The organism is Aquibium carbonis (assembly GCF_003970795.1).
GTDB classification, from domain to species: Bacteria; Pseudomonadota; Alphaproteobacteria; order Rhizobiales; family Rhizobiaceae; genus Aquibium; species Aquibium carbonis.
Genome location: NZ_RWKW01000044.1, coordinates 19,370 through 31,841, shown reverse-complemented (window position 1 = coordinate 31,841; position 12,472 = coordinate 19,370). Strand labels below are relative to the sequence as shown.

The 12,472-nt window shown below is 64.9% G+C and carries 9 protein-coding genes; 8 read left to right on the top strand and 1 reads right to left on the bottom strand.

Features of this window, described 5'->3' with window-relative positions:
- From EJC49_RS13045 to EJC49_RS13010, 8 genes are all read left to right on the top strand, one after another.
- The coding region (locus EJC49_RS13045; RefSeq protein WP_126700373.1) for a benzoate-CoA ligase family protein at positions 1 to 823 on the top strand (823 nt) is incomplete at its 5' end.
- A gap of 4 nt (positions 824 to 827) precedes the next feature.
- Positions 828 to 1,643: an alpha/beta fold hydrolase gene (locus tag EJC49_RS13040; protein ID WP_126700372.1), complete on the top strand. Its 816-nt coding sequence runs from the start codon at positions 828 to 830 to the stop codon at positions 1,641 to 1,643.
- A complete protein-coding gene (locus tag EJC49_RS13035) occupies positions 1,640 to 2,167 on the top strand; it encodes a DUF309 domain-containing protein (protein ID WP_126700371.1) in 528 nt (175 codons plus the stop codon). The genes EJC49_RS13040 and EJC49_RS13035 overlap by 4 nt, the downstream gene beginning before the upstream one ends.
- 103 nt (positions 2,168 to 2,270) lie before the next feature.
- Positions 2,271 to 3,965, top strand: a complete 1,695-nt coding sequence (gene boxC / locus EJC49_RS13030) for a 2,3-epoxybenzoyl-CoA dihydrolase (protein WP_126700375.1) — start codon at positions 2,271 to 2,273, stop codon at positions 3,963 to 3,965.
- Positions 3,966 to 4,053: 88 nt separating this feature from the next.
- Positions 4,054 to 5,505, top strand: a complete 1,452-nt coding sequence (gene boxB, locus EJC49_RS13025) for a benzoyl-CoA 2,3-epoxidase subunit BoxB (protein ID WP_126700370.1) — start codon at positions 4,054 to 4,056, stop codon at positions 5,503 to 5,505.
- 218 nt (positions 5,506 to 5,723) lie between these two features.
- On the top strand, positions 5,724 to 6,920 hold the full coding sequence (gene boxA / locus EJC49_RS13020; RefSeq protein WP_126700369.1) for a benzoyl-CoA 2,3-epoxidase subunit BoxA: 1,197 nt from the start codon (positions 5,724 to 5,726) through the stop codon (positions 6,918 to 6,920).
- A gap of 68 nt (positions 6,921 to 6,988) precedes the next feature.
- Positions 6,989 to 7,924 (top strand): helix-turn-helix transcriptional regulator, encoded by a 936-nt coding sequence (locus EJC49_RS13015; RefSeq protein ID WP_126700368.1) that lies wholly within the window; start codon positions 6,989 to 6,991, stop codon positions 7,922 to 7,924.
- A gap of 132 nt (positions 7,925 to 8,056) precedes the next feature.
- Positions 8,057 to 8,482 carry a hypothetical protein gene (locus tag EJC49_RS13010; protein WP_126700367.1) on the top strand — a complete coding sequence of 142 codons (426 nt, stop codon included), beginning with the start codon at positions 8,057 to 8,059 and terminating at the stop codon, positions 8,480 to 8,482.
- A 121-nt stretch (positions 8,483 to 8,603) separates the two neighbouring features.
- On the opposite strand, the gene EJC49_RS13005 is transcribed toward EJC49_RS13010, so the two are convergent.
- Complete coding sequence (locus EJC49_RS13005) at positions 8,604 to 12,413, bottom strand: hydantoinase B/oxoprolinase family protein (protein WP_126700366.1); 3,810 nt, start codon at positions 12,411 to 12,413, stop codon at positions 8,604 to 8,606.
- Positions 12,414 to 12,472: the final 59 nt, after the last annotated feature.

The window sequence follows — 12,472 nt, the reverse complement described above, 5'->3', positions numbered from 1 at the left end:
GGCACGAGGTTGTCACCCATGTCTTAGGTACAAACTGTCACCCATGTCTCCGAGTCGTACATACGGCGTTCCGACGCTCTATGCGGGCATGGTCGCCCATATGGAGAAGGTGACGCCGCGAGGGCTCGACCGGCTGAGGATCTGCGTGTCGGCGGGCGAGGCGCTACCGGCCGAGATCGGCAGCCGTTGGAAGGCGCAGACCGGCGCCGACATCCTCGACGGCGTCGGATCCACAGAGATGCTGCATATCTTCCTCTCCAACGCACCGGGCAACATTGTCTACGGTACTTCGGGTGTCCCGGTTCCTGGTTACCGGGTAAGGCTCGTCGACGAGGCCGGTGGCGAAGTGGGCGAGGGCGAAGTTGGTGAGTTGCTGGTCGACGGGCCGTCCGCCGCAGACGGCTACTGGAACCAGCGCGACAAGAGCCGCTCGACATTCGAGGGACGATGGACCCGCACCGGCGACAAGTACGAGCGCGCCGCGGACGGCCGTTTCGTCTACTGTGGTCGCACCGATGACATGTTCAAGGTGTCGGGCATCTGGGTTTCGCCCTTCGAGGTCGAGCAGGCACTGGTTTCGCACCCCGACGTGCTGGAGGCCGCTGTCGTCGCGCACAAGGACGAGTCAGGCCTCGAAAAACCACGCGCTTTCGTCGTTCTCAAGAACGGCCACGCGCCCGAGAACCTGCCGGAGGTGCTGAAGGAGCACGTCAAGGGCAAGGTGGGCGCGTGGAAGTATCCGCGCTGGATCGAGATCGTGCCGGACCTGCCGAAAACGGCGACCGGCAAGGTGCAGCGGTTCAAGCTCAGGGAAGGGGCGTGACATCATGTGGAACGACGGCAAGATCCTGACGCTCGACATTGATGAGGTGAAACTCGAGGGCCGCTGCTTCGGCCCCGCTCCGGACAGCGCGCCCACCGTCGTTCTGCTGCACGAGGGCCTCGGCTCCATAGCCCTCTGGCGCGATTTTCCGGAGAAGCTCGCACGGGTGACCGGCTACGGCGTCTTTGCATTTTCACGCCGCGGTTATGGCCAGTCGGACCCGGCCATCCTGCCGCGCCCGCTGGACTACATGACTAGCGAAGCCGTCGACGCCCTACCGAAGGTGCTGGACGCCATCGGTTTTCGCTCCGGCGTGCTGGTCGGCCATTCCGACGGCGCCTCGATCGCCGCCATCTATGGCGGCTCGGTGCAGGACCACCGGGTGCGCGGGTTGGTGCTGATGGCGCCGCACTTCTTCACCGAGAAGGTGGGGCTCGCCTCGATCGAGACGGCGCGCGCGGCCTACGAGACGGGCGAGCTGCGGGCGCGTCTCGGCAAGTACCACAAGGACGTCGACAACGCCTTTTTCGGCTGGGCGGATGCCTGGCTCGATCCCGCCTTCAAGGATTGGAACATCGAGGAGGTGATCGCGTATATCCGGGTGCCGGTGCTGGCGATCCAGGGCGTGGACGATCAGTATGGCACGCGCGCCCAGATCGAGGCGCTGGAGACCCAAAGCTACAATCCGGTCGACGTCGCGATGCTCGCCGATTGCGGCCACGGGCCCCATGTCGAGCAACCCGAGAAGACGCTGGCGCTTCTCGTCGACTATCTGAAGCGGCTCGACCGCATCGAGGCGGCGAAGGCCGAGACGGCATGACGGCGCCGCCCCGGCCGCACCAGACTGCGGCGGTTGCCAGTTGGCCGTTGCCCGCGACCGCCTTCGTACCCGGCCGAGACCCCCGGCCGGAAGAGGGGCTGTTCATCACGATCGCCGATCGCGCACAGGCCCGTACCGATCCGGCGGCCTGGCAGGTCAACGAGGCCTGGTGCTATGGTTTCCAGCTCTATGGCGGCGGCTTTTTCTGGGAAGCGCATGAGGTCTGGGAGCCTGTCTGGGCCGGCGCTGCGCCCAACAGCGCCGAGCGCCATCTCGTCCAAGGACTGATCCAACTTGCCAATGCCTGCCTGAAGCTGCGCATGGAGCGCCAGCGCGCTACCCTCAGGCTGATCCGCGATGCCCGTCTGCGGTTGGCTGAAGCCGGCGCTGCGCCATTGATGGGCATCGAGCCCGGGCAAGTGCTCGCCGCCATTTGCGGCTTTGCGCTGCGCATCGAGGCCCATGCCGGCAACGAGCTGTCCGCGCTGATCGCGACGCGGCCGGTGCTGAGTCTGAGCAGTTAGATGCAATATATTACGTATGCCCGCTCGATGATACCGATAATTCGGCGAAATAGCTCTTATCGACAATAATGCGGGCTATCGAAGCGCATGATAATGCACTATGATGCGTCTTGCTCGGGTTTCCAAGGAGTTGGATGTGGCCAGGGTGATCGATTTCCAGACCGACCCGTCAAAGTACCGGCACTGGAAGATCCGCTATGAGGGCGAGATTGCCTATCTCAGCATGGACGTCGACGAGGCGGGTGGGCTGTTCGACGGCTACGAGCTGAAGCTCAACTCCTACGATCTCGGCGTCGACATCGAGCTCGCCGACGTCGTGCAACGCATGCGCTTCGAGCATCCCGAGGTGAAGGCGGTCGTGCTCCAGTCGGGCAAGGAACGCGTCTTTTGCGCCGGCGCCAACATCCGTATGCTCGGTGGCGCCACCCACGCCCACAAGGTCAATTTCTGCAAGTTCACCAACGAGACCCGCAATACCTTCGAGGCAGCCGGCGCCGAGTCGGGCCAGTTCTATATCGCCGCTGTGCGCGGCGCCTGCGCCGGCGGCGGCTATGAACTGGCGCTTGCCTGCGACCACATTATCCTGACCGACGACGGCACGTCCTCCGTGGCGCTGCCGGAGGTGCCGCTGCTGGCCGTCCTGCCGGGCACCGGCGGGCTGACCCGCGTCACCGACAAACGCAAGGTGCGGCGCGATCATGCCGACGTGTTCTGCTCCATCGAGGAGGGGATCAGGGGCAAGCGCGCCAAGGACTGGAAGCTGGTCGACGAGGTCGTCGCCAATTCGAAGTTCGACGAGACGGTCGCCGCCCGTGCGAAGGAATTCGCCGCGAAGTCCTCCCGTCCGTCGGACGCCAAGGGCATCGCGCTCACCCCGCTCGACCGCCGCTTCGGCGAGGACGGCTCGGTCACCTATTCGAGCGTGGAGGTGGAGATCGATCGTCCCAAGCGCATCGGCCGTGTCACCATCCACGGGCCGACGCATGCCGGCCCCGAGAGCGTCGAGGCGCTGCATGCGCAGGGCGCGTCCGCCTGGGTGCTGCGGGCGGCGCGCGAACTCGACGACGCCATCCTGCATCTCAGGAACAACGAGCTGGAGATCGGCGTGCTCGTCTTCCGCGCGCAGGGCGATCCCGCCCTGGTCGCCGCGCAGGAGGCGTTCCTGATCGCCAACCGCGCCGACTGGCTGGCGCACGAGATACTGCTCTACTGGAAGCGCGTCCTGAAGCGCGTCGACCTGACCTCGCGTTCGCTGGTCGCGCTGGTCGAACCGGGCTCCTGTTTCGTCGGCATGCTGGCCGAACTGCTTTTCGCCGTCGACCGTTGCTACATGGCCGAGGGCGACTTCGAGGGTGACAACCGCCCGGTCGCCACCATCACGCTGACGGAGGGCAATTTCGGTCTCTACCCGATGTCGAACGACCTGACGCGGCTGCAGACCCGCTTCCTCGGCGACCCGCACAAGGTCGACGAGGCGAAGGCCCGCGCCGGCGAGGCGCTGGACGCCGCCGCCGCCAACGAACTCGGCCTCGTCACCTTCTGCTTCGACGACATCGACTGGGAGGACGAGGTGCGCATCTTCCTCGAGGAACGTGCCTCGTTTTCGCCCGACGCCATGACCGGGATGGAGGCCAATTTGCGCTTCCCCGGCCCGGAAACCATGGAAACGCGCATCTTCGGCCGACTCACTGCCTGGCAGAACTGGATCTTCCAGCGCCCCAACGCGGTCGGCGAGACTGGCGCGCTCAAGCGCTACGGCACAGGCGTGCGCGGCGAATACGATATGAAGAGAGTGTAGCGAATGGCGAATGGCGAATTGCGTTTCCTACTCGCCATTCGCCGTTCGCTACTCGCCATCCCAATACCCGCCACCCCGGAGGAACCTCATGGCCGACCTGATCAACGTCTCCTACGACACCCAGATCCCGAACAATGTCGGCCTGTCTTCCGACAAGCGCGTTCTGAAGGCGTTGGAGAAGTGGCATCCGGGCTATATCAACTGGTGGAACGACCTTATCCCGCAGAAATTCCAGGAATCGCTGGTCTACCTGCGCACCGCGATCTCGGTCGATCCCAAGGGCTGGGCCAAGTTCGACTATGTACGGATGCCGGAATACCGCTGGGGCATCCTGCTCGCTCCGCAGGTCGAGGATCGCCGCATTCCGTGTGGCGAGCATGTTGGCCAGCCGGCCTGGCAGGAGGTGCCGGGTGAGTATCGCAACATGCTCAAGCGCCTGATTGTCATCCAGGGCGACACCGAGCCTGCCTCGGTCGAACAGCAGCGCCATCTCGGCATGACCGCGCCCTCGCTTTACGACATGCGCAACCTGTTCCAGGTCAATGTCGAGGAAGGTCGGCATCTCTGGGCGATGGTCTACCTGCTGCAGAAATATTTCGGCGCCGATGGCCGCGAGGAGGCCGACGACCTGCTGCGCCGTTCGTCCGGTTCCGAGGAAGCGCCGCGTATGCTCGGCGCCTTCAACGAGGCGACGCCGGACTGGCTCTCCTTCTTCATGTTCACCTACTTCACCGACCGTGACGGCAAGATGCAGCTGGAATCGCTCGCCCAGTCGGGCTTCGATCCGCTGTCGCGCACCTGCCGCTTCATGCTGACGGAAGAGGCGCACCACATGTTCGTCGGCGAGACCGGCGTCGGCCGCGTCATCCAGCGTACCTGCGAGGCGATGAAAGAGGCCAACATCGAGGATCCCTACGACATCCAGGCCGTGCGCGCGCTCGGCGTCATCGACCTGCCGACGATCCAGAAGAAGCTGAACCTGCATTATACGCTGTCGCTCGACCTGTTCGGCCAGGAGGTCTCCACCAACGCCGCCAACGCCTTCAACGCCGGAATCAAGGGGCGCTACCAGGAAACGAAGATCGACGACGATCACCGGCTCCAGAAGTCCACCTATCCCGTCGTCCAGCTCGTCGACGGCAAGGTGGTGACGGTCGAGGTGCCGGCGCTCTCTGCCATCAACATGCGGCTGCGTGACGACTACATCGCCGATGCGGCCGGCGGGCTGAAGCGCTGGAACGCGGCGATCGCCAAGATCGGCGTGCCTTTCGAGTTGAAGCTTCCGCACCCGGGCTTCCACCGCAACATCGGCGTGTTCTCGTCCGTGCGCATGACGCCCGATGGCGAACTCCTTTCTGCGGCTGAGTTCGAGCGGCGCAAGGACGAGTGGCTGCCGTCGAAGGCCGATGGCGACTACATCTCCTCGCTGATGGTGCCATGCTCTGAGCCTGGCCAGTATGCCGGCTGGATCGCCCCGCCGCGCGTCGGCATCGACAACAAGCCGGGCGACTTCGAATACGTGCAACTTCACATGGCGTGAGGGAGGTCGGTCCGGATGACCCGCCAATCGCCCGGACCTACCCCCACCCTTACCCTCCCTACAAGGGGGAGGGGGCGCCGACGTCTCACGTCTCCCTCTCCCTTGTGGGGAGGGGTAAGGGGTGGGGGTATGCCCCAGACACCGCGCATGCGGGAGTTGGGGTAAGCGCCCGACCCCTCGTATGCGGACCATTGCGATGGACCAAAGCGAGCCGACCCATGAACGCACCCGTCAAGCAACATCTGATCGATCCCGAGATCTGCATCCGCTGCCACACCTGCGAGGAGGCGTGCCCGGTCGATGCCATCACCCATGACGAGAACAACGTCGTGGTCGACGCCGCGCTATGCAATTTCTGCATGAACTGCATCGCGCCGTGTCCGACGGGCTCCATCGACAACTGGCGCGTCGTGACGACGCCCTACACGCTCGGGGAACAGCTCTCCTGGATGGAACTGCCGCCGCAGGAGGAGTTCGCGGCGGCGGGCGAGGGCGCGTCGGGGGTCATCGAGGCCTTCGACGACGAGGTGGCGGCCTTGCTCGCCGAGGCGCATGCGGGCGCTGGCGGCGCCGCGAAGGCCCCGGCCTCGGCTGCGAAGCCGAGCGTCAATCTCTTCACCAGCGCCAATCCGGCGATCGCCGCCGTCCAGGGCAACTATCGGCTGACCGCCGAGACAGCGGATGCCGACGTGCGCCACATCATCCTCGATCTCGGCTCGACGCCGTTTCCGGTGCTGGAAGGCCAGAGCGTCGGCATCGCGCCGCCGGGCGTCGACGCGAACGGCCGGCCGCACCGCATGCGGCTCTATTCGATCTCCTCGCCGCGCGACGGCGAGCGGCCGAACACCAACAACCTGTCGCTCACCGTCAAGCGCGAGCCGAACGGCCTTGCCTCGAACTATGTCTGCGACTTGACGCGCGGCGACCAGGTGCGGCTCACTGGCCCCTTTGGCTCGACCTTTTTGATGCCGAATGACCCGCAGGCCAACACCCTGATGATCTGCACCGGCACGGGATCCGCGCCGTTCCGCGGCTTCACCATGCGGCGCCAGCGCACCCTCAATGGTCCGTCGGGGGGCATGACCTTGATCTTCGGCGCGCGCACGCCCGATTCGCTGCCCTATTTCGGACCGCTGAACAAGGTTCCGGATGCGATTTTGACGAAGCATCTCGTCTTCAGCCGCGTCGAGGGCCGTCCGAAGGAATACGTCCAGGATCGGATGCGCGCCGAGAAGGACCGCATCGCGGCGCTGCTGGCGTCAGAAAACACCCATGTCTATGTCTGCGGGCTGAAGGCGATGGAGATCGGCGTCGAAAGCGCTTTCGAGGACATCGCGCGCGGCGCGGGGCTCAACTGGCGTACGATCCGCGACGGCATGCGCAATTCCGGGCGCTATCACGTCGAGACCTACTGACTGAGGATATGTTGCAATTGACGAAGCAATATGCATTATAATGCATATTGCAGGATGGCAGTGTGCGGATGGACGAGATCGTCAGCTTCGACGGCCGGGTCACGCGACCCGAAACCTTCCTTCCCGAGGACGCGGCCAACGGCGCGCTCTTGGCGATGGTGGGGGAACGCGTCCGCACGGCGCGCGCCCGCAAGGGCATCTCGCGCAAGCGCCTGTCGGAAATCTCGGGTGTTTCGCAGCGCTATCTGGCGCAGCTAGAAGGCGGCGAGGGCAACATCTCGATCGTGCTGTTGCGGCGCGTGGCCGCGGCGCTCGACCACCGGATCGAATGGCTGGTCGGAGCCGACGACCCCTGGAACTCCGACGTCATGATGGTGATGGGGCTCTATCGCGGCGCCACCGCCGAGCAGCGCCAGAAGGTGCTCGAAATCCTTGATCCCGAGCACCCCGCGCTGCGGCGCGGCCGGCGCATCGCCTTCATCGGCCTGCGCGGGGCGGGCAAGTCGACGCTCGGGCGGTTCGCCGCCGACCGGCTCGGCGTGCCCTTCATGGAGTTGAACGCCGAGATCGAGCAGGCGAGCGGCATGCCGGTCAACGAGGTCATGGCGCTCTACGGCCAAGAGGGCTACCGCCGTCTCGAACGCCAGTCGGTCGAGCGCATCGTGGCGACCAGCGACGCGCTCGTGCTGGCGGTAGCCGGCGGTATCGTCTCGGAGCCCGAAACCTTCAACTACCTGCTGCGCCACTACCACACAGTCTGGCTCAAGGCGCAGCCCGAGGAGCACATGGCCCGCGTGCGCGCCCAGGGTGACACCCGGCCGATGGCCGGCAATCCGTCCGCCATGGAGGAACTGCGCACCATCCTCACAAGCCGCGAGGCGCTCTACGGCCAGGCGACGATCCATGTCGACACCTCCAACCGCAGCTTGGATGAAAGCCTTGCCGACGTGCTTTCCACCATTCGAGAGCGGGGCATTTTCGAGGACTGGTCGTCAACTGCCTGATATACCGTCGCCGTCAAACGACGCGACGGAAAGAACACCACTCCAGTTCATTGGAATCGAAATTTTTTACGAAATCCATCCACGTCCCAACGAACCCGCCCCACAATGGCCGCTGGTTTTGGAGGGGCGGACATGGACATCGGGCTGGACGAAAGGACGCTGAGGCGCATCATTGCGCGGCTCGTTTCGTTCGCCATGCTGGCCGAGTGCGCCGCCGGCCGCTCGCTTCCGGTCCGCTGGCTGGTTCTCGCCATCCTGCGCCATGCCGAGGGCGTGGTGTTCGACCACCTCGCGGAGACGACGGGGTGGGACTGGGCCTCATGCTTCGAGGACGAACCGGAGGGAGGCAGCGGGCCGGCGGACGCTGCGATCCTCGCCTGTCGCTTGCGCATGCTGGCGGCGATGCTGGGCGCGCTGCTGCTGCCGGAGAACTGCTTCGACGATCTCGATGGCTGGCTGGCCAGCCATGACGTCGCTGTGCGCGGTCGCGTGTCGCGCGTCCTTTCCGGCCTTGGCACGCCCCGCGCGTGGTCGCCTTACGCGCCTGACACCTCCTAGCGCTGGCGACGTCTTCGAACGCATTCCTGTCTTGTCTGATGAACCGGGCGGCGAAAACGCCGTCGCGCGGCGCACCGGCGTTTGCTCAAGGACACGGCCCTGCCGCTTGCATGCCCGCGTCTCAGCGATGTCCGAAACCGCCGCTCGTCGGCGTGGTGACGATCACCGCCTCGCCGGCCTGCACAACCGTCTGATCGCAGGCCTTCAGCGTCTCGACCGTGCCGTCCATCCGGCGCACCTCGGTCCGTCCGACCTCGCCGGCACCGCCGCCGTCCAGACCCTCGGGCGGGCGGCCGCGATGCGAGGACAGGATCGCGCATTCCATGGTTTCGAGGAAGCGGATGGTGCGGCTCGTGCCGTCGCCCGCGTTCCATTTGCCCTTGCCCCCCGAACCTTTGCGGATATGGAAATCTTCCAGCAGTACGGGAAAGCGCAGTTCAAGGATCTCAGGGTCTGTCAGTCGTGAGTTGGTCATGTGGACGTGGACGCCGGACGTGCCGGCGAAGCCTCGGCCGTCATTCATGCGGCCGGCGGGCGAGCCCGAGCAGATCGTCTCGTAATACTGGTATTTCTCGTTGCCGAAAGTCAGGTTGTTCATCGTGCCTTGCGCGTTGGCGAGGGCGCCCATCGCCCCGAACAAGGCGTTGGTCACGTGCTGCGACGTCTCGACGTTACCGGCCACGACTGCTGCCGGGTAGGTCGGACGCAGCATGCAGCCCTCGGGGATGATGATGTCGATCGGCCGGAGGCAGCCGGCATTCATCGGGATCTGTCCCTCGACCATGACGCGGAAGGCATAGAGCACGGCGGCACGGGCCACCGGTTCAGGCGCGTTGAAATTGTTCTTCATCATCGGCGAGGTTCCGGTGAAGTCGACTGTCGCCTTGCGGGCGGCACGGTCGACCGTGATCTTCACCTTGATGACTTGTCCGGTGTCGGTCGGGTATTCGTATTCGGACGCATCGGGCAGGCGCTCCAGCACGCGCCGCACGCTCTCGGCCGCATTGTCCTGGACGTGGCCCATGTAGGCCTCGACGACGGGGAGCCCGAAATGGGCGATCATCTTGCGGAGTTCGGCCACGCCCTTCTCGTTTGCCGCGATCTGCGCCTTCAAGTCTGCAATGTTCTGATGCGGGTTCCGCGCCGGCCACGGATGGTCGGTGAGGAGATGGTGCAACTCGGCCTCGCGGAAGCGGCCGCGCTCCACGAGACGGAAATTGTCGAACAGCACGCCTTCTTCGTCGACCGTCGTGGCGAGCGGAGTCATCGAACCCGGTGCGGTGCCGCCGACATCGGCATGGTGTCCGCGCGAAGCGACCCAGAAGAGGATCCTGCGCTGCTCGGTCCCCTCGTTCTTTGAGGCTTGCTGTGCTCGCACCTTAGGATGAGGGTACCGAGACGTCGTCGCCCGGACATCCTCATGCGCCGTCCCCCCCGCATCCTCATCCTGAGGTACGGAGCGAAGCGGAGCCTCGATGGACGAGGATGCGGGGTCTTCCAGATCGAACACCGGTGTTACCACGGTGATGTCGGGCAGGTGTGTTCCACCGTTGTAGGGAGCGTTGAGGGCGAAGACGTCGCCGGGATGCACGTCGCCGGCATTCAACCGTATGATTGTCTCGACGGAGCGATCCATGGAACCGAGATGGACAGGCATGTGGGGGGCGTTTGCGACAAGTGCGCCGGTTGCGTCAAAGACGGCGCAGGAAAAGTCGAGCCGTTCCTTGATGTTGACGGAGTAGGCGGTGTTCTGCAGCGTCACGCCCATCTGCTCGGCAATCGACATGAACAAATTGTTGAAGACCTCGAGCATGACCGGGTCTGCCATTGTGCCAAGCGCAGCCGCGCGCGCTTTGCGCTCGACGCGGCGCAGCAGGACGTGGTCCTTGGCGGTGATCTCGGCCTGCCAGCCAGGTTCGACCACGATGGTCTGATGGCTTTCGACGATCAGCGCCGGGCCGGAGACTTTCGCGCCCGGGAAGAGGTGCTGGCGGCGGAAGACGCCGGCCTCACGCCATTCGCCATCGCAGAAGACGTCGCGGGTTTCCGACGAGGTTGGCGGGCGATCCGATGTCTCGTGGTGGATCTCGCCTCTGCCCGAATTGCGCGTGTCGGTGCCTTCTACGCTGATTGCCTCTATAATCATCGGCTTGTTGTCGTAGACGAAGCCGAATTGTGCCTTGTGCGCGGCCTCGAAGGCGTCCTTGGCGTTGGGGATGGAAAAATCGTCGAAGTCTACGGAGATCGCGGTATCGGTCCCATCGTAGCGGACCTGGAGGATCGGACGCCAGGCAATCTCGTCTTTGGCGATGCCCTGGCCACGTAGTTCGGCGAAGACGGCCTGCCGCAGGCCTTCCGTTAGCATGCGGATTTCGGGCAGGGTCTGCTCGGCCAGCGGCTTGAGCAATGCGTGCTGGCGCGAGGCGTAGAGGGTGGCGAGGCCTATGCCATAGGCCGACAGCAGGCCGGAGAATGGGTGGACGAGCACGGCCTCCATGCCGAGCGCGTCGGCGACGAGGCAGGCATGCTGGCCGCCCGCGCCGCCGAAGCAGTTGAGCAGGTACTCGGTGACGTCGTAGCCGCGCTGCACGGAGATCTTCTTGATCGCGTTGGCCATGTTTTCCACAGCGATGGTGATGAAGCCCTCGGCCACCGCCTCGGCCGAGCGCCCGTCTCCGATGACTGCGGCCATGGCGGCAAATTTCTCGCGCACGACGTCACGGTCGAGCTGCTGGTCCTGGTGCGGTCCGAAGATCGCCGGGAAAAAATCGGGCTGCAGCTTGCCCAACATCACGTTGGCGTCGGTCACGGCGAGAGGGCCACCGCGCCGGTAGCAAGCGGGACCCGGATTGGCGCCGGCCGAATCCGGGCCGGCCTGGAAGCGACCGTCCTCAAAATGGAGGATCGAGCCGCCGCCGGCCGCCACAGTATGGATGCGCATCATCGGTGCGCGCACCCGCACGCCCGCCACCTCTGTGTCGAAGGCGCGCTCGTAGGCGCCATCATAGTGTGCGACGTCGGTCGACGTTCCACCCATGTCGAAGCCGATGACCTTCTCGAAGCCGGCAAGCCGCGCCGTCTCTACCATGCCGACCACGCCACCGGCGGGACCGGACAACAATGCGTCCTTGCCCTGGAATAGGTCGGCGGCGGTCAGGCCTCCCGACGACATCATGAACATGAGATTGGGCTTGAGGGGGTGGCCGACCTCACTATTCGTGCGGGAGGCTGGAGCCGCGCCAAGTTCCATCGCGACCCTGTTCACATAGCGCGACAGGATGGGCGACAGGTAGGCGTCGACGACAGCTGTGTCCCCGCGACCGACGAGCTTGATCAGCGGCGAGGTCCGGTGGCTAACGGAAATCTGGGCGAAGCCCGCTTCTTGGCAAAGGCTCGCTGCCATCAACTCGTGCTCGGGATGGATCCAGGAATGCATGAAGACGATGGCGACCGCCTCGATGCCGTCGGCGCGGGCCTGCTCGATCAACGGTCTGACGTCGTCGAGCCTCGGCATGGTTTCCACCGAGCCGTCGGCGCAGACGCGCTCCTCGACCTCGATGACGCGTTCGTAAAGCTGCTCGGGGAGGATGATCTCTTTGGCGAAGATGTCGGGTCGCGCCTGATAGGCGATCCTTAACGCATCGCGAAATCCCCGGGTGATGAGCAGAAGCACACGGTCGCCCTTGCGCTCGAGCAGCGCATTGGTTGCGACCGTGGTGCCCATCTTGACGTCGCCGATGCGGTTCGACGGAACAGGCGCGCCGGCCGGTACGCCGAGCAGGTCCCGAATTCCCTGCACGGCGGCATCGCGATAGGCTTCCGGGTTTTCCGATAAGAGTTTGCGTGGATGGAGGCTGCCCGAGGGATCGCGTCCGATGACGTCGGTGAAGGTGCCGCCCCGGTCAACCCAGAAATCCCACCTGTCGCTCATCCGCCGTCTCCCAATCGCCTGCGTTTGAAGATTTGCGCGTTTCAGGCTATAAGGCAAAC